The 17431-nt window shown below is 55.6% G+C and carries 15 protein-coding genes; 7 read left to right on the forward strand and 8 right to left on the reverse strand.

From position 1 onward, the window contains the following. The first annotated feature begins 56 nt into the window (after positions 1–56). The gene (locus tag IM303_RS11230; protein WP_193359913.1) at positions 57–2234 is read left to right on the forward strand and encodes a type I secretion system permease/ATPase; all 2178 of its coding nucleotides are present in this window, start codon (positions 57–59) and stop codon (positions 2232–2234) included. Beyond that, positions 2231–3406, forward strand: a complete 1176-nt coding sequence (locus tag IM303_RS11235) for an HlyD family type I secretion periplasmic adaptor subunit (RefSeq protein WP_193359914.1) — start codon at positions 2231–2233, stop codon at positions 3404–3406. The genes IM303_RS11230 and IM303_RS11235 overlap by 4 nt, the downstream gene beginning before the upstream one ends. 34 nt (positions 3407–3440) lie before the next feature. On the opposite strand, the gene IM303_RS11240 is transcribed toward IM303_RS11235, so the two are convergent. Continuing rightward, a complete protein-coding gene (locus IM303_RS11240) occupies positions 3441–4325 on the reverse strand; it encodes a hypothetical protein (protein WP_028013087.1) in 885 nt (294 codons plus the stop codon). A 280-nt stretch (positions 4326–4605) separates the two neighbouring features. On the opposite strand from IM303_RS11240, the gene IM303_RS11245 reads away from it, so the two are divergent. After that, the gene (locus tag IM303_RS11245; RefSeq protein WP_193359915.1) at positions 4606–6069 is read left to right on the forward strand and encodes an EAL domain-containing protein; all 1464 of its coding nucleotides are present in this window, start codon (positions 4606–4608) and stop codon (positions 6067–6069) included. 25 nt (positions 6070–6094) lie between these two features. Here the strand turns inward: IM303_RS11245 and IM303_RS11250 are convergent, their stop codons facing one another. The 3 genes from IM303_RS11250 to IM303_RS11260 all read right to left on the reverse strand — a co-directional run bounded on the left by IM303_RS11250 (position 6095) and on the right by IM303_RS11260 (position 7753). Further along, the gene (locus tag IM303_RS11250) at positions 6095–6367 is read right to left on the reverse strand and encodes a YqjD family protein (RefSeq protein WP_028013089.1); all 273 of its coding nucleotides are present in this window, start codon (positions 6365–6367) and stop codon (positions 6095–6097) included. Between the two features lie 119 nt (positions 6368–6486). Further along, entirely contained in the window at positions 6487–7155 is a 669-nt protein-coding gene (locus IM303_RS11255) for an epoxyqueuosine reductase QueH (RefSeq protein ID WP_059357517.1), read from the reverse strand. A gap of 121 nt (positions 7156–7276) precedes the next feature. Further along, a complete protein-coding gene (locus IM303_RS11260) occupies positions 7277–7753 on the reverse strand; it encodes a GNAT family N-acetyltransferase (RefSeq protein WP_045260478.1) in 477 nt (158 codons plus the stop codon). A gap of 89 nt (positions 7754–7842) precedes the next feature. Here IM303_RS11260 and IM303_RS11265 point away from each other — a divergent pair, with 89 nt between their 5' ends. The 4 genes from IM303_RS11265 (at position 7843) to IM303_RS11280 (ending at position 12153) form a co-directional block, all read left to right on the forward strand. Then, the gene (locus tag IM303_RS11265; RefSeq protein WP_192971046.1) at positions 7843–8781 is read left to right on the forward strand and encodes a LysR family transcriptional regulator; all 939 of its coding nucleotides are present in this window, start codon (positions 7843–7845) and stop codon (positions 8779–8781) included. 91 nt (positions 8782–8872) lie between these two features. Next, complete coding sequence (locus IM303_RS11270) at positions 8873–9148, forward strand: metal/formaldehyde-sensitive transcriptional repressor (RefSeq protein ID WP_028013093.1); 276 nt, start codon at positions 8873–8875, stop codon at positions 9146–9148. Between the two features lie 31 nt (positions 9149–9179). Beyond that, complete coding sequence (locus tag IM303_RS11275; RefSeq protein WP_041910069.1) at positions 9180–10298, forward strand: S-(hydroxymethyl)glutathione dehydrogenase/class III alcohol dehydrogenase; 1119 nt, start codon at positions 9180–9182, stop codon at positions 10296–10298. Between the two features lie 160 nt (positions 10299–10458). Then, the gene (locus tag IM303_RS11280) at positions 10459–12153 is read left to right on the forward strand and encodes a methyl-accepting chemotaxis protein (RefSeq protein WP_192971047.1); all 1695 of its coding nucleotides are present in this window, start codon (positions 10459–10461) and stop codon (positions 12151–12153) included. Positions 12154–12229: 76 nt separating this feature from the next. Here the strand turns inward: IM303_RS11280 and IM303_RS11285 are convergent, their stop codons facing one another. From IM303_RS11285 to IM303_RS11300, 4 genes are all read right to left on the reverse strand, one after another. Further along, positions 12230–14611 carry a glucose/quinate/shikimate family membrane-bound PQQ-dependent dehydrogenase gene (locus IM303_RS11285; RefSeq protein WP_193359916.1) on the reverse strand — a complete coding sequence of 794 codons (2382 nt, stop codon included), beginning with the start codon at positions 14609–14611 and terminating at the stop codon, positions 12230–12232. Between the two features lie 255 nt (positions 14612–14866). Beyond that, the gene (locus tag IM303_RS11290; RefSeq protein ID WP_028013097.1) at positions 14867–15790 is read right to left on the reverse strand and encodes a LysR substrate-binding domain-containing protein; all 924 of its coding nucleotides are present in this window, start codon (positions 15788–15790) and stop codon (positions 14867–14869) included. Between the two features lie 182 nt (positions 15791–15972). After that, positions 15973–16857, reverse strand: a complete 885-nt coding sequence (locus IM303_RS11295) for an SDR family oxidoreductase (RefSeq protein WP_028013098.1) — start codon at positions 16855–16857, stop codon at positions 15973–15975. Positions 16858–16921: 64 nt separating this feature from the next. Then, entirely contained in the window at positions 16922–17311 is a 390-nt protein-coding gene (locus tag IM303_RS11300; RefSeq protein ID WP_008502282.1) for a YdeI family stress tolerance OB fold protein, read from the reverse strand. Positions 17312–17431: the final 120 nt, after the last annotated feature.

Consider the following 17431-nt stretch of genomic DNA (forward strand, 5'->3'; position numbering starts at 1 on the left):
GCAATCCTCGCGGCCTTTTGGCGTTTCTTTACACGAATGGCGTTAACCCGGAGATTATGAAGACACATCCACAGTACGAACCCTGGCTGCAGGGCATGCTCATCATCGCGAAGCACTACCGGCTGGACTTTTCGGTGGAGCACGTTCGGGTCACGATTAACCATGAAAGTCAGTCTCCGCGCCAGCTGGTGCTGGAGGAGATGGCGCGCCAGCTAGGGCTGGGAATGCGCGTGGCGACGGATGCAACATCTCTCGATCCGTGGCGCCTGCCGCTGCTGGCGGAATTCACTGGCGGTCAAATCGCGGTCATTAACCGCATGGACAACGAAGGCAACGTGAGCCTGCAGTTCAGCGGCGACGGCGGGCTGGAGACGACGCTAACGCGGGACGCGCTCGGCTCACGGTTGAAAACGCTGCTGGTACTGCGCCCGCTTGAGTCCACGCCGGATGCCCGCGTGGACGACTACATCAAACCGTATGAGAAAAACTGGTTCTGGCAGCTGGCGCTGAAGGACTGGCGCCGCTACAGCGACATCATGCTGGTGGCGCTGGTCGCTAACGTGCTGGCACTCTCCGGCATGGTCTTCTCCATGCAGGTGTACGACAGGGTGGTACCGTCGCAGTCGGAGGCCACGCTGTGGGTGCTGTTTGGCGGCGTTATGCTCGCCATCGTGTTTGAATTCATCATGCGCATGCTGCGCGTGCATATTTCGGACGTGGTGGGGAAACGCGCCGACCTGCGCATATCAGAACGCGTCTTTGCCCACGCGCTGCGAATTAAAAACGGGGCGCGCTCCAAATCAACCGGATCGTTTATCGCCCAGATCCGCGAGCTGGAGTCGGTGCGCGAGCTCATCACCTCGACCACCATTGCGGCGATCTCCGATCTGCCGTTCTTCCTTCTGTTCGTCTTTATTCTGTGGATGATTGGCGGCCCACTGGTGCTGGTAGTCCTGCTCGCCGTGCCGCTGCTGCTTATTCCGGGCCTGCTGGTGCAGCGCCCGCTGGGGAAACTCTCCAGCGAAGGGATGCGTGAATCCGCCATTCGTAACGCGACGCTGGTGGAGGCGGTGCAGGGCATTGAAGACATCAAGCTGATGCGCGCCGAGCAGCGTTTCCAGAACCAGTGGAACAACACCAACGACGTGGCCGCCAGCGTCGGCATGAAGCAGCGCTGGCTGACGGGGCTGCTGTTGACCTGGACCCAGGAGGTGCAGTCCATCGTCTATGCGGTGGTCCTGATGGTGGGCTGTTACCTGGTCATCAGCGGCGACATGACCACCGGTGCGCTGGTGGGCACCTCGATTCTGGCATCGCGTACCATCGCGCCGCTGTCGCAGATCTCTGGCGTGCTCTCGCGCTGGCAGTCGGCAAAAGTGGCCCGCAAGGGGCTGGACGACCTGATGCAGCGCCCGATTGACGATCCGCAGCACGGGAAGAAGGTGCATAAAGCCCACCTGCGCGGGGATTACCGGCTGGAAGACGTCGGCTTCTACTATGACGAGGAAGAGAAACTCACCGTGCTGAACATCAGCAAACTGCAGATTCGCGCCGGTGAGCGCGTGGCGGTGCTCGGGCGTAACGGCTCCGGTAAAAGCACGCTGCTGCAGCTTCTGGCGGGCATGCAGGAGCCGCAGCAGGGGAGCATTCTGCTGGACGATATTGCTCTCAATCATCTGGACCCGGCCGACCTGCGTCGCGACATGCAGCTGCTTAGCCAGCAGGCGCGGCTGTTCTTTGGCTCCGTGCGGGACAATATCCTGATGGGGAACCCGCTCGCCACCGACGATGAAATTCATCAGGCGCTGGTCAATAGCGGCGCGCTGGAGTACGTGCGTAAGCAGAAAATGGGGCTGAACACCATCATCAACGAGGGCGGAACGGGCCTCTCCGGCGGACAGCGTCAGGCGCTGCTGCTGGCGCGCGCGCTGATCACTGCCCCGAATATCCTGCTGCTGGATGAGCCTACCGCCTGGCTGGACGAGATGAGCGAGAAGCAGTTTATTCAGCATCTTCACAAATGGCTGGGCAAGCGCCGGACGCTGGTGGTAGCAACGCATCGCCTGCCGATTCTGGATTTGGTCGACCGCATTATTGTGCTGGAAAACGGCAAGGTGGTGATGGACGGCCCGCGCGACGCGATCCTGCATCAGCACGGGCTGGCGCCGCAAAAGGCGGCACAGCGCACCGTGACCATGAAGCCGGCGGCTGTTGCAGAGGAGGGTGCGGCATGAACGATTTCTCCCGTTATAACAGCCGTCTGAAAGAGCCGCGCCTGCCGCGATCCTCGCTGGTGGCATGGTCGCTGTTCGCCCTGCTGGCGGTGTTTATCGCCTGGGCGAGCCTGTTCCAGCTGGACGAAGTCACGACCGGCAGCGGCAAGGTGATCCCGTCCTCCCATGAGCAGGTGATTCAGTCCCTGGAAGGGGGGATTATCCACAGCCTGCTGGTTCGCGAAGGCGATATCGTTGAGCGCGGTCAGCAGCTGGCACAGCTTGACCGGACTAAAACCGAGTCCAGCGTGCTGGAGAGCGAGTCTCGTCTGAACGCGGCGCTGGCAACGGCTGCGCGACTGAAGGCCGAAGTTAACGACACGGAACTCGCGTTTCCCGAGGAACTGGACGATGACGTTGAGCTGGTCAAACAGGAAACGGCGCTCTATCAGTCCCGTCGCGAGAGCCTTGAAAAAGGGCTGGCCGGCTTACGTCAGGGCGCCGAGCTGGTGCAGCGCGAGCTGTCGTTGACCCGTCCGCTGGTGACCCAGGGGGCGGCCAGCAAGGTTGAGGTGTTACGTCTTGAGCGTCAAAAAAATGAGCTTGAGAATAAAATCACCGAGATGAAAAATCAGTATTACGTCCGCGCCCGTGAAGAGCTGGCGAAAGCCAACGCGGAGATTGAAGCCCAGCGTTCGGTGATGAAAGGGCGTGAGGACTCCCTGACCCGGCTGACCTTCAACGCGCCGGTGCGTGGGATTGTGAAGGATATTGACGTGACGACCGTGGGCGGCGTTATTCCCCCGAACGGCAAGCTGATGAGCCTGGTCCCGCTGGACGACCAGATGGTGGTTGAGGCGAAAATCTCGCCGCGCGATGTCGCGTTTATCCACCCCGGCCAGAAAGCGCTGGTGAAAATTACGGCCTATGACTACTCCATCTATGGCGGGCTGGAGGGCGAGGTGACCATGATTTCGCCGGACACCCTGCAGGACGAGGTGAAAAGAGATGTCTACTACTACCGCGTCTATATCCGCACCGACAGTAACCACCTGACCAATAAGCAGGGCAAAGACTTTCCGGTCTTTCCAGGGATGATTGCAACGGTAGATATTAGAACCGGCAGCAAAACCATCCTGGATTATCTGTTGAAACCGCTGAACAAGGCAAAAGAGGCGCTGCGCGAGAGATAAAGATTGGCGTTCGGGATACCGAACGCCATTTGTATTATACCGTTGACGTTACGTTGTTTGGGTGGCGTCGCTCCTTCGGCACCACGTTAATGTAATGAGTTACATAGGCGAAATATAATCCGGCGTAGTTTTCGACCAGTTCGAAAAACGCCGGATACACCGACAGGCGACCGTCACCACGATCTTTAAGATAACCTGCCTCATGCGCCGATTTGATAATCCGGTTGACGTGGATCCGTGAGACAAAGAATTCTTTAGCGAGCGTGCTAGCGGAATATTGAATAACCGCGCCGTGGGCGGATTTGTTTTTTATGGCCTGCAGGTAAAGATACAGCATAATCATGCGGCCTCCATCCTTATCAATAAATAACCCCACTTCCGGTAAAACTTTTCTGAACGTTAATCCCCGAAAAAGATATTCTGCCGCGCGGCGGAAGAAATTATTTCTCAATGTGTCATTATCCAGCAGATTTACATCTATATTAAACGTCGGGTAAAGAATGCTGACGGGTAAAAATGCACCGGACATATAGCGTTTGAGTTCATTCAATCCTTTTTCGGTTGGGGCAATTCTCGTTTTTCGCCGGTCTTCCGTGCAGCGCCAGGTCCTGATGCGTCCTGTGGTTCTGAGTAACGTAATGATCGCAATAACGCTGTTGGGGCTGGCTATTTTATAGCGGGAACATAACTCTTTTATCTCTGAGACGGATTCGGCCTGATTGCCAAATATAAAACAACACATGGAAAGAATAATGTTAAACCGTGATTCCTGAAGCATTGTCTTGTAGAACAAGGGTTGTTTTTTGTAGATGGCGTCATTGATTGTGTAGTGCTCTAATATTGCCTCACTAAACCGCGGGTTGCTTTTTATAACATCCCTTCGATGTAGCAAGGCCCTGGATGAGATGTGATTATCCATAGCATTTTTCTCGTATTTGATGAGCCGATAGATGAAGTATCCAGCCTTCTTTTTCGGAATTTTCATTATACCTGAGAAAAAGTGGCTTGCGGTCGGTATTTTAAAAGAAATATAGAGTTATATTTATGCGTGGAAAAGGGTGATTAACGCAAAGATGTTACAGTGCATGGCGTTGATAACAGTATCTTAACCTGATGGTGTATTGTAAAATTATTATACACACCGCTGTTGGTTTCCATACTCATAATAATAATGGCGCTTTCGTGCCCAGGAGCAGGTTATGACCCACCAAATTTCTCTCAGGAATGATGCGCGCAACGAGCAAAGATTTGTCATTTCAACCTGCGGCTTTACGTTTCAGGGATATCACCTGCTGCTCAAAAAGTACGGCATAGAGACTGCGCATATTCACTTTGATGGAGATGAGTTATCTGATCCTGACAAGGAAAATATCCTTATTCATCAAAACGCTCACATCGTAGTGTTCCTGGGAAAAGGTACGGTAGCTCTCCTGGAGAGCCTGACGCGACTGGCATCCGTACTCAATTCACTTCCTGTTATTCGTCGTGTTACCCTGTATGGTGATATACCGGACAGCTGGCTGTATCGAACCCTGGGTAGTCTTCTAAATAACAGTCATCAATTATCATTGATTCGCATAGCCAGCGTATCTGATGTAATATCCTGTTTCCACACCCACAATAATGGCTTTAAGGACCGCTCGCGCTTATTACGCGATTACTATCTGGACTGTTCTTCGTCAGAAAAACTCAAATGGCTGACAAGAAGAGAGGTTGATGTTTTATTGAACTTCTATCGCGGCATGTCTATAAAAGACCTGTGCGACAAACTGAGGCTTTCTAATAAAACGGTTTACACCCATCGTAAAGAAGGTCTGCAGAAATTACATTGTATCAAGCGATGGTTGAATGAACCGCGCAATGTAAAAGTGGAAAGGCGGATTAAAAACCAAAATCAAAGAGTGGACTTCACGGATAAAGAAGCGGAAGTTTTTAATGCGCTGGTGAAAAGGGAGATATTCCCCGCCTACCAGATCATTACCGATCGTGACAAGAAAGGAGTGGGGTTTGAGATACTTATTCGCTGGAATAAGAACGGTAAAATAGTCAAGCCAGCCCGTTTTCTGAATAATATCGCTAATTATGAAGTATGGCTAAAGATTACGGCTATGGTGATCCACGCCGCCGTGTCCGGGATTAATAAATATAACGGTAAATTCTATTTTTCCGTTAATATACCGCCTCGCCTGGCGTCCGGGAACGCGCTGCCAGAGATGGCCAGGAAAGCCATCGGCATGCTGCTTAACCCCCAGTGGGCAGAAAAGCTGGTCTTTGAATTCGCGGAAGATATTGATGTAACGAAAGATAAAAGCATCCCAGAAACCATGCGGCACCTGCGTAAAACGGGGTGCAAACTGTTTCTTGACGACTGCTTCTCAAGCCATCATGCCATGTTCCCCGTGAGGCAGGTGCATTTTGATGGGCTGAAACTGGATCGGGACATCGTCGATCATTTTGTGGCGAACGACAACGATTATAATCTGATTAAAGCGATACAGATTTACAGCGACATGACCGGAACAGCTTGCATTGCAGAGGGCGTTGACAGTGAGGAGAAGTTTGAAAAATTAGTCGAGCTTGGTGTGAAAAACTTTCAGGGATATTATCTCTCTCGCGCCGTGAAAGAGGAGGAATTAGACCGCATGGTGAGATTGTTCAGCTAAAAAATAAAGCCCCGAAGGGCCTTGTTTATTTGCGCCCCAGCAACAGGCCAAGCACAATACCGACCGCACCCGCGGCGATAAGACCGGTGAGCGGGTTATTTCTGACCGCTTCAGTCACGTCAGAGACAGCATCGCTGGCCTGTGCGGCATATTTTTTCGCAGCGCCTTTTACCTGATGCTTCGGTGAATCAACGAATTCACCGAACTGCTGCTGGGCTGAACCTGAAAGTTCATCAAATTTATTTTTTGCTTTGTCTTCAGCAAACTGGGTGTTTTTATCAGTACCGAAATCAGACATTTTTGCCTCCTTTTGTTGATAGTTAAAGGATAGCCTCTCTTTGAAAAGATGAGAGGCGGAACGCTAAATTTCGGAGGGAATTGGCCGGTTTTCGGATATATCTACACCAGAAGAGGCCGTTATTTTTCGTTCTCATCATGGCCGTAATACAGTTTGCCAATGCGGATAAGCGGGCGGCCCTGAGACTTGCGGTGCAGGTTGCTGTCCCGAAGGGAATACACGCAGCCGCAATATTCCTGCTGGTAAAACTGTTCCCGCTTGCTGATCTCAATCATGCGTGATGAGCCGCCCTGTTTGCGCCAGTTGTAGTCCCAGTAGACCATCCCCGGATAGCGCGCTGCCGCACGCTGGCCGCAGTCATTGATCTGCTGCATATTCTTCCAGCGAGAGATCCCCAGCGAGCTGCTGATAACGCTGAAACCATTTTCCGCCGCGTAGAGCGCCGTACGCTCGAAGCGCATATCGAAGCACATGGTGCAGCGGACGCCGCGCTCGGGCTCCCACTCCATGCCTTTTGCACGCTCGAACCAGTTATCGGTATCGTAATCGGCATCAACAAACGGCACGCCGTGTTTTTCTGCAAAACGAATGTTTTCTTCCTTACGGATGAGGTATTCCTTTTGCGGATGGATGTTGGGGTTATAGAAGAAAATGGTGTAGTCAATGCCCGAGGCCTGAATAGCTTCCATGACTTCACCGGAGCAGGGGGCGCAGCAGGAGTGCAGCAGAAGTTTATCGGCGCCGTTTGGCAGGGTGAGCTGCGGGCGGATGAAGGGGGTTGTACTCATGATGTTCTACAATATGTTAATGAAATTTATGGAATTGTAGCACAAGTTATTAATGTCTTCAGACAGTACTGGCGGGAATCGAGGATCCGCCTGGTCGGGATCCTCGCGCTGAGCGGTGCCGCTATTCGGCAAATTTGAGCAGCGCTTCGCCGTCAAGACGGTAGCGCACCCATTCGGACTGCGGCAGCGCGCCAATGCTGAGATAAAAATCGATGGCGGGCTGGTTCCAGTCCAGCACGCTCCATTCAAGGCGGCCACATTGCCGTTTTACCGCGAGTTGAGCGATATGTTTCAGCAGCGCTCTGCCTGCGCCTTTACCGCGGTAGTCCGGGGAAATGTACAGGTCTTCCATATAAATCCCGTTGCGTCCAAGCCAGGTCGAATAGCTGGTGAAGAACACGGCATAGCCGGCGATCCTGCCGTCAAACTCAGCGATCAACGCCTCGGTTTTACTGCCCGCACCAAAGAGGGTTTCCCGGATCTCGTCCGGCGTGGTTACGACCTCTTCGGGGGCTTTTTCATATACCGCCAGCTCATAGATCATGGCGTAAATAGCCGCTGCATCTTCGGGACGGGCCTGACGAAGGGTTATGCTCATTGTTTTTCCTGTTATTTGCACGGTTCGCGATTGATGGCGTTAAGCATACGGAGTATTGTCCGAAGAATTAAGTGCAATGAAATCAACAAATGATGAATATTATGCATCCGGCGCTGAGACGTCTTGATTTAAACCTGCTGCCCGTTTTTGACGCCATTTACCGCCACCGTTCTGTTCGCCTCGCAGCCGACGAGCTGGCGATGAGCACCTCGGCGCTGAGCCATGCGCTGTCGCGTCTGCGCACGGCCCTTAACGATCCGCTCTTTTTTCGGGAAGGGCATCGTATGTCCCCCAGCGTGTACGCCTCTCAGCTTGCGCCTTCTATTGCTTCCGCATTGTCGTTCCTTAATCAGGAGCTGACCCCGCAGCCGGAGTTTGACGCCGCCAGCAGTACCGAAAGCTTGCAAATTGGGATTACGGATTTTACCGCGCTATGTATTTTTCCCGCTCTGATGCACAAGCTGCAGACTGCTGCCCCGGGCTTGCGTTTCGAATTGCGCTATCTGCCGCACAGCCCGGCGCTGACGGAGCTGCTGGCGGGCGAGGTAGATCTGGCGCTGGGTTTCAGCACCGAGGACGATATCCGCCATCCGGAACTGGAAGAGATCGGCTGGTTTGAGGATGAGTATGTGGTTATCAGCAACGCAAGCCGGACCCGGCTAACGCTGGAGGATTATCTCGCGGCCCGACACCTGGTGGTGACGCCGTGGAATGAAAAGCAGGGCGTCCTGGACGTGCGGCTCGAGCAGCTGGGCTATACGCGGCACATTGCGATCAAAACGCCGTCGATGCTGAGCGCGCCATTTATCGTTGCGGAAAGCGACCTGCTGATGGCCATTCCTCGTTACGCCGCCGAGAAGCTGGTTGCGGCGGCGGAACTGAGGATTTTTGCCTTGCCGTTCTCTATTCCCAAATTTGAGGTGAAAATTTACTCGCATAAGCGCAGCGGCCAGCGGGGGGCGACCCGATGGCTTCAGGAGGAGCTGCAAATGCTGGCGCAAGATGGCAGGGGGATGAGTGCCGGATAAGCTCAGCGCGATCTAGATTTCACGTTAAAAGTAAGTTTACATATGTAAGATAACTCATATACCATACCCCCCTATAGTATCAGGAGGGCATATGCCGCACTCACCCGAAGATAAAAAACGTATTCTTACCCGCGTCCGCCGCATTCGGGGCCAGGTTGATGCCCTTGAACGCGCGCTGGAGTCGGGCGACCCCTGTCTGGCCATCCTGCAGCAAATTGCCGCCGTGCGCGGCGCTGCCAATGGCCTGATGGGCGAAATGGTTGAAATACATCTCAAAGACGAGCTGGTGACGGGAGACACAACGCCGGATCAGCGAGCCGTACGCATGGCGGAAGTCGGCCATTTGCTGCGCTCTTATCTAAAATAAATCCACACACCTGACAAAAAGGGAAGACATGATGAAATCTCGCGCAGCTGTTGCATTTGGCCCCGGCCAGCCGCTGAAAATCGTCGACATCGACGTCGCACCGCCGAAAAAAGGCGAAGTGCTGATCAAAATCACCCATACCGGCGTGTGCCATACCGATGCATTTACCCTCTCCGGTGACGATCCGGAAGGCGTCTTCCCGGCGGTGCTGGGTCATGAAGGCGGCGGGATTGTGGTGGAAGTGGGCGAGGGCGTGACCAGCCTGAAGCCAGGCGATCACGTTATCCCGCTGTACACGGCGGAATGCGGCGAGTGTAAGTTCTGTAAATCCGGTAAAACTAACCTCTGCCAGGCCGTGCGCGCCACTCAGGGGAAAGGGCTGATGCCGGACGGCACCACCCGTTTCTCCTACAACGGTGAGCCAATCTATCACTACATGGGTACCAGCACCTTCAGCGAATACACCGTTTGCGCGGAGATCTCGCTGGCGAAGGTCAACCCGCAGGCGCCGCTGGATAAAGTCTGCCTGCTGGGCTGTGGCGTAACCACCGGCATTGGCGCGGTGCATAACACGGCAAAAGTCAAAGAGGGCGACACCGTGGCGGTGTTTGGTCTCGGCGGCATTGGTCTGGCGGTGATTCAGGGCGCGGTGCAGGCGAAGGCCGGGCGTATCATCGCGGTCGATACCAACCCGGAAAAATTCAAGCTGGCGGGTGAAATGGGCGCGACCGATTTCGTGAACCCGAAAGATCACGAGAAACCGATTCAGGACGTCATCGTTGAGATGACCGACGGCGGCGTGGACTTCAGCTTCGAGTGTATCGGCAACGTCAACGTAATGCGTTCTGCGCTGGAATGCTGCCACAAGGGCTGGGGTGAGAGCATCATCATCGGCGTGGCCGGGGCAGGACAGGAGATCAAAACCCGTCCATTCCAGCTGGTGACCGGACGCGTCTGGCGCGGCTCCGCCTTTGGCGGCGTGAAGGGGCGTACCCAGCTTCCCGGCATGGTGGAAGACGCGATGGTCGGTAAAATACAGCTCGACCCGTTCATCACCCACCGTTTGCCGCTGGAGCAGATCAACGAGGCGTTCGATCTGATGCACGAAGGAAAATCCATCCGCACCGTCATTCATTTCGGCGACAAGTAACTCTTCTGCCAGCGGTTTTTAGCCGCTGGCATTTCTTTAATAATCTTCTCTAAAGTGTGACCAGTGCGGCGTTTTTAGCCGTAATCTAAATCTCTGCCGTGCCGATGACTATCTAACAGGCGTGTTTTTGCGCATCTTACCTATAAGAGAGTCGACGGTCATGGACAACACTTCTTCGATGCAGGCGCAGCGCAAGCTGAGCTTCCTGCATCACATCAGGCTGGTTCCGCTGTTTTCCTCCATTCTCGGTGGCATTATTCTGCTGTTTGCCTTGAGTTCGGGTCTGGCGGGGTATTTCCTGCTACAGGCGGACAACGATCAGCAGGACGTTACGTCCGAAATTCAGGTGCGTATGGGGCTGTCGAACAGCTCAAACCATCTGCGCACCGCGCGTATCAATATGATCCACGCCGGCGCGGCAAGCCGTATCGCGGAGATGGAGGCCATGAAGCAGAACATCCGTGAGGCGGAAACGCGCATTAAGCAATCCCAGGATAGCTTTACCGCCTATATGCATCGTTCCGTCCGTAGCGCTGCGGACGAAGCGCTGGATGCAGACCTGAAGGCACGCTACGACGCCTATATTGCGGGCCTCCAGCCGATGGTCAAATTTGCCAAAAACGGCATGTTCGAGGCGATCATCAACCACGAAAATGAGACCGCGCGCCCGCTGGACGATGCTTACAACGCCGTTCTGCTGAAGGCGATTAAGATCCGCACCGACCGCGCCAATGCGCTGACGGCGCAGGCGCACAGCCGCACGCAGCTGGGTCTGATGTTTATGGTGGGCGCGTTTGCGCTGGCGCTGGCGCTGACCGCGATGACCTTCGTCGTGCTGCGCCGCACGGTCATTAATCCGCTCCAGCGTGCAGCGAAACGTATCGAGAATATCGCCAAAGGCGACCTGACGATGCCGGACGACGTGGCCGGACGCAGCGAAATTGGCCGCCTGACGCGCGATCTGCAAACCATGCAGCACTCCCTTGAAACAACGGTCGGCACCGTCCGTCAGGGAGCGGAGGAGATCTACCGGGGTACCAGCGAGATCTCTGCCGGTAACACCGATCTCTCATCACGCACCGAGCAGCAGGCCGCGGCGATTGAGCAGACTGCCGCCAGCATGGAGCAGCTGACCGCGACGGTGAAGCAGAACGCCGATAACGCCCATCATGCCAGCAAGCTGGCGGAAGATGCCTCCGGGAAAGCCAGCCGCGGCGGCCAGATGGTCTCCGGTGTGGTGAAAACTATGGGCAATATCTCAAGCAGTTCGAAGAAAATCTCTGAGATTACCGCGGTGATCAACAGCATCGCCTTCCAGACCAATATCCTGGCGCTTAACGCGGCGGTAGAAGCGGCGCGGGCGGGCGAGCAGGGACGCGGGTTCGCCGTGGTGGCCAGTGAAGTTCGTACCCTTGCAAGCCGCAGCGCCAACGCCGCAAAAGAGATCGAAAGCCTGATCAACGAATCGGTCTCGCTGATAGACCAGGGTTCCGGTGAAGTCGTTGCCGCAGGCAATACCATGAATGAGATCGTCGAGGCGGTGAAGCGCGTCACCGACATTATGCTGGAGATTGCCGCCGCGTCTGACGAGCAGAGCCGCGGTATCGTGCAGGTCAGCCAGGCTATTTCGGAGATGGATAAAGTGACTCAGCAGAACGCCTCGCTGGTGGAAGAGGCCTCCGCGGCGGCCGCGTCGCTGGAAGAACAGGGCGCGCGTCTGACAGAGGCGGTCGGGGCGTTTCGTCTGAGCGGCAAGGCTCAGGGGCGTACTCAACAGCAGAACTCTGCGGCAGTAAAACCTGCCGCACTACGTCCGGCGGTAGCGCATAACGGTGATAACTGGGAAACGTTCTGAGTCGCCGGCCGTGTCGGGTGGCGCTTCGTTTACCCGGCCGACAAAAAAGGGACCTTTCGGTCCCTTTTTTCATCCGTTACTGCTTATCGGGTAACGCGTACGCGATAACGTAATCACCGCGATCCGGCGACTGGCGAGCGCCCCCGGCGTTAATGACGATGTACTGCTTACCGGTTTTCGGCGAGACGTAGGTCATCGGGCCGGACTGGCTGCCGACCGGCAGGCGGTCCTTCCAGATCTCTTTCCCGGTGGCGGTATCAAACGCGCGCAGGTAGAAATCCTGGGTGCCGGCGAAGAACAGCAGGCCGGACTGGGTTGACAGCGACGCGCCCAGCGTTGGCATCCCGATTGGGATTGGCATGTGCATGCGAATGCCCAGCGGGCCGGTATCTTCCACGGTACCAACCGGTACCTGCCACACCAGCTTGCCGGTTTTCAGGTCAACGGCCGACATGGTCCCGAACGGCGGCTTCTGGCACGGAATGCCCAGCGGCGACAGGAAGCGTTCGCGCATTGCGCCGAACGGCGTGCCGTCCATCGGGACAATCCCCATCTCAATGCCGCTGGCGTTTTTCGCGACGTTCGCGCGCGGCACCATGTAGTTTGCCAGCCCCAGACGCATATCGTTGACGAACATCAGGCTGTTGTTCGGGTCAACGGAGACGCTGCCCCAGTTCATCCCGCCGAGCGAGCCGGGGAACTGCAGGGAACGGTCAAGACCCGGCGGGGTGAAGACGCCCTGATGACGCATCTCTTTAAACTGAATGCGGCACAGAAGCAGGTCGACAGGCGTCGCCCCCCACATGTCGGACTCGGTCAAAGTCTGGTTGCCAATCATCGGCATGCCCACGGAGTACGGCTGGGTCGGAGAGTAGCGTTCACCTTCAACGTTACCCGCCGGAACTGGACGTTCCTCCACCTTCGCCACCGGCTTGCCGGTTTCACGGTTGAGCATAAAGATCATGCCCTGCTTGCTGGTCTGCACCAGTACAGGCGTGGTGCCGCCTTTGCCGTCCGGCAGGTCGTACAGCAGCGGCTGGGAAGGCAGGTCGAAGTCCCACAGATCGTGGTGGGTGGTCTGGAAATGCCAGCGTACCTGTCCGGTGGCGGCGTCGACGGCGACGATGGAGGAGCTGTACTTATCGTCCAGCGCGGTACGCTCGCCTGCCCAGAAGTCTGGCGTGGCGTTGCCGGTTGGCAGGTAGATCAGGTTCAGCTTAGCGTCGTAAGACATCGCAGACCAGACGTTCGGCGTACCGCGGGTATAAGTCTGGCCTTCCGGCGGCAGGCCGGTCAGGTTCGGGTTACCCGGATCCCACGCCCAGGCGAGCTTACCGGTGTGAACGTCGTAGGCGCGCACCACGCCCGGCGGCTCGCCGGTGGAGAAGTTATCCGCGACGCGACCGCCGACGACAACGACGTTTCCGGCTACCAGCGGCGTGGAGGTCTGCTGATAATAGCCCGGCTTGATCTCACCCATGCCGATGCTCAGGTCAACGGTGCCATGGTCGCCAAAGTCGTCGCACAGCTTGCCATTATCCGCGTTGATGGCAATCAGACGGGCGTCGGTGGTCGGCAGGAACAGGCGGCGAGGGCATGCCGCTGGCGATGTTTCGGTCTGTGACACTGTCACTTTTGCATGATCTTCAAAGTAGCCCAGACCACGACAACGCTGCCAGTTCGGCGCGGTGGCTTTCGAATCATAACGCCATTTTTCTTTCCCGGAATCCACGTCCAGCGCCAGCACTTTACTGTACGGCGTGCAGACATAGAGCGTGTCGCCAATCTGCAATGGCGTGTTCTGATCTTCCGCACCGGAGCCGTTGCTCTGCGGAATATCCCCGGTGTGCGCCACCCAGGCAACTTTCAGATTGCTGATGTTTTGCTTGTTAATCTGGTCCAGCGCGGCGAAGCGGTCGCCGTGGGTGGTGTTGCCCCAGTGTTCCCAGTTTTTCTGCTGTTCGCCGGGAGCAACGGGTTTCACCGGAACGGGCTCGTTCGCCGCCACGAGGGTTTGAGGCTTAAACATCCAGCCGAGGCTGACCAGCATCGCCAGTGCGAGAACCGCCGCAACGCCATTAGCCGGGGCTTTATTCGCTGCGCCGCGGTTTGCCGCGCGCAGGAAAGGCCAGACGATGGCGCAGAGGAAGGCCAGTACGGCAAAGGTGAACAGGCGCGAGAAGAGCGGCCAGAAATCCCAGCCCGCATCGCTTACCGCCCAGAACAGCGAGGCAATAAACGCGATGCCGTAAAGCACGATCCCGCTGCTGCGATTGAGGAAAATCAGGAGCGCGGCAATGACCATCACCACGCCCATTATCACGAAGTAAAAACTTCCGCCTACGGCGGCGAGCTTGAAGCCCAACCCGCCAACCGCCAGACCGATGAGCAACATCAGTCCGGCAAGGAGCCACTGCAAAATACGAGGTATCCCGCGCGGCGCGCTGCCAAATGCCATTTCTGTCTCCTTTGAATCTCTCCGCATTGCCGGGTGTGTACCATCTGGATAATAAATGCGGGTAGAGCAATGATTAAAACGAGTGAATTATTGTTTATATAACGATTCGCGAACCAAATGGTTAATCCGCCGTTATGATAAAACTGTTAATTTGTTTTACGCAATTGTTAATGAATCATTCCGCATTATTTGATTAACGCACAGCCCAGTTCCCTCTCTCTGTGGGAGAGGGAACTGGGTGAGGGGTGAAGGGAATCAGACAGGCATAGATTTACGGATAGCGCTCAGTAGCGTTTGTGCGCCCGTGGAAAGGGGAGTATCCACCCGGGTCAAAATACCGATGGGTTCACCCGCACCCGGGGAGGCGATCGGCAGGGCGGTCAGCGTGCCCTGACGCAAATCATCTTTTACCGCACCGGAGGGGACGAACCAGACGTAGTCATAATCCAGGGTAAGCTGGCGCGAAAGAGAAGCCGAAAGCGTTTCGATGCACCCTGAGGGTAGCGTACACCCCTGCATCTGCAGCAAGGTTTCGGCGGCCTGGCGCGGGACGGTCCCTTTCGGGCAAACCACCACCGGCCACTCCATCACCCGGCTTAACGTCACCGTGTCCTGCAGCAGGGGATGATCGGGTCGAACCACCAGCTTCAGGGATTCCAGGAACAGCAGTTCATAATTGAGACCGCCCATCAGCTCGGGGTCGGACATTCGACCGATACCGAGATCAAGCTCACCCGATTTCAGCCCCGCGAGCAGCATGGTGTTATTCATGGTGGCAACCTGAATAGTGGTATTTCGCTGCTGCTTATGGAACTGACCAATAACGGGCGGTAGGATCCCCAGCGCCGCGGTTGGCAGGGCGCCGACGCGCACCACCTCGCTGGTCTGCTCTTCTTTTCGGTGCAGGGACTGGCCTGCGGTGTTGAGCGCATCCAGCACCTTCACGGCGTGCGTCAGGAACTGTTCGCCCACCAGAGTCAGCTGTGCCCCCAGCCGACCGCGGTCAAATAGACGGGCGCCGGTCAGCTGTTCTAGCTCGTTAAGGGTTTTCGAGAGCGCGGGCTGGCTCAGGTTAAGAGTTTCAGCCGCGCGCCCCAGCGTTCCCTGTTGAGCGACGGCCACAAATGTATGCAAATGGCGCAAGCGTATGCGCTGACTGAACAGACCATTTTTTTCCATAGGCGATGTTAAAAACAGAGCGATGCGGGTGACAAGTTAAGTTGTTTAATTTTGATAACTTGATAGCAAAATATTTTTAACATTTGATCTGTTTGAGTTACAACATGTTTTTCAGGCGAGGTGGGTGATGAACGTCCTTGTTCATTTATTGCTCACTGCGGAGGGATAAGCTGCAAACCGGTTTAGATCACGCCGTCGCCGCCGTCAGAGCACCATACCTGACCGGAGGTAAAGGAACACTCATCCGAGGCCAGTGTGACGTACAGCGGGGCAATCTCGACGGGCTGTCCCGGACGACCCAGCGGGGTATCCCCCCCGAACTCCTTCACTTTCTCCATCGGCTGGCCGCCGCTGGACTGGAGTACCGTCCAGTACGGGCCGGGGGCGACCGCGTTGACGCGAATGCCTTTCGGACCCAGCTGTTTGGCTAAGGATTTAGTAAACACCGCCAGACAGGCCTTCGTCTGAGCATAGTCCAGCAGTACGGGGCTGGGCTTCACCGCCTGAACGGAGGAAGTGTTAATGATCACGGACGACGCTTTCAGGTGGCGCAGGGCGGCCTTGGTGATCCAGAAGGGGGCGTAAACGTTGGTTTTAAACGTCGCGTCAAAATCTTCAGTGGTCAGCTCTTCAAGGGATTCCCGGAACTGCTGGCGGCCTGCGTTGTTGACCAGAATATCCAGCCCGCCCAGCTTCGAAACGGCTTCTTCGACCAGATTCTGGCAAAAGGTCTCGTCCCGGACGTCTCCGGGCAGCGCGATGGCCTTGCGGCCTTCCGCTTTGATCAGGTCGATGACCTCGGCGGCATCTTTCTCTTCTTCAGGCAGATAGTTGATGGCGACGTCTGCCCCTTCACGGGCGTAGGCGATAGCCACTGCGCGTCCAATCCCGGAGTCACCACCGGTGATCAGCGCTTTTTTGCCGGCAAGGCGGCCATGCCCTTTATAGCTTGTTTCACCGTGGTCGGGTACAGGCTGCATTTCAGACGCCAGTCCCGGCGGCGTTTGCGGCTGTTCCGGGAACGGGGGTTTCGGGTAAGCGTTCGTACGTTGTGTAGTATCACTCATAGCTGACTCCTTAAGCCAAGGGGTGAGATTTGATGGATAGTTGCAGCGTTAACGCTTCGCTGAATTATTTCTGCAAACGATCAACACGAACGACGGCAGGCGATGATTTTTTATCAAGCGAACCGTTGATACTGATCATCTGATCGGGTTTTACCGTTCTGCCGTCGAAGACTGCCTGGGGAATAATAACGTCGATTTTTCCGGTTTTATCCTGGAATACAAACTTATCGCCGCTACCGTCAATAAGATTACCGCGCAATGAAATTGTCGCGCCATCGTGCAATTGTTTTGCCTGATCGATGGTCATAATACGCGCGTCGTCGGTTCCACGATATCCGCTGTCCAGCGCGTGGGGCGGTGGCGGTGCTTCACCTTTTTGTAACCCGCCGTTATTATCTGCCCACGCAGCTGGAACCAAAAATATCAAAAAAGCGGAAATAAGTGATAATTTCATCTGATATCCTTCATTTTTGAGTGTCTTGACATATTAAGTATTGTTGCTATTCCTTTATGTGGCAAATGTGATAAGTCTTAAAAACATTCTCTTTGGAAATCAAAACTATCTTGAAATAAG

Source organism: Enterobacter cloacae complex sp. P38RS (assembly GCF_014930775.1).
Lineage (GTDB): Bacteria > Pseudomonadota > Gammaproteobacteria > Enterobacterales > Enterobacteriaceae > Enterobacter > Enterobacter bugandensis.

Bases quoted from the DNA above. Each gene is read 5' to 3' on its own strand.
- IM303_RS11300 (WP_008502282.1), bottom strand. From the start codon at position 17,311: ATGAAATTATCACTTATTTCCGCTTTTTTGATATTTTTGGTTCCAGCT.
- IM303_RS11230 (WP_193359913.1), top strand. From the start codon at position 57: ATGAAGACACATCCACAGTACGAACCCTGGCTGCAGGGCATGCTCATC.
- IM303_RS11255 (WP_059357517.1), bottom strand. From the start codon at position 7,155: ATGAGTACAACCCCCTTCATCCGCCCGCAGCTCACCCTGCCAAACGGC.
- IM303_RS11260 (WP_045260478.1), bottom strand. From the start codon at position 7,753: ATGAGCATAACCCTTCGTCAGGCCCGTCCCGAAGATGCAGCGGCTATT.
- IM303_RS11275 (WP_041910069.1), top strand. From the start codon at position 9,180: ATGAAATCTCGCGCAGCTGTTGCATTTGGCCCCGGCCAGCCGCTGAAA.
- IM303_RS11240 (WP_028013087.1), bottom strand. From the start codon at position 4,325: ATGGATAATCACATCTCATCCAGGGCCTTGCTACATCGAAGGGATGTT.
- IM303_RS11250 (WP_028013089.1), bottom strand. From the start codon at position 6,367: ATGTCTGATTTCGGTACTGATAAAAACACCCAGTTTGCTGAAGACAAA.
- IM303_RS11285 (WP_193359916.1), bottom strand. From the start codon at position 14,611: ATGGCATTTGGCAGCGCGCCGCGCGGGATACCTCGTATTTTGCAGTGG.
- IM303_RS11245 (WP_193359915.1), top strand. From the start codon at position 4,606: ATGACCCACCAAATTTCTCTCAGGAATGATGCGCGCAACGAGCAAAGA.
- IM303_RS11235 (WP_193359914.1), top strand. From the start codon at position 2,231: ATGAACGATTTCTCCCGTTATAACAGCCGTCTGAAAGAGCCGCGCCTG.
- IM303_RS11265 (WP_192971046.1), top strand. From the start codon at position 7,843: ATGATGAATATTATGCATCCGGCGCTGAGACGTCTTGATTTAAACCTG.
- IM303_RS11280 (WP_192971047.1), top strand. From the start codon at position 10,459: ATGGACAACACTTCTTCGATGCAGGCGCAGCGCAAGCTGAGCTTCCTG.
- IM303_RS11290 (WP_028013097.1), bottom strand. From the start codon at position 15,790: ATGGAAAAAAATGGTCTGTTCAGTCAGCGCATACGCTTGCGCCATTTG.
- IM303_RS11295 (WP_028013098.1), bottom strand. From the start codon at position 16,857: ATGAGTGATACTACACAACGTACGAACGCTTACCCGAAACCCCCGTTC.
- IM303_RS11270 (WP_028013093.1), top strand. From the start codon at position 8,873: ATGCCGCACTCACCCGAAGATAAAAAACGTATTCTTACCCGCGTCCGC.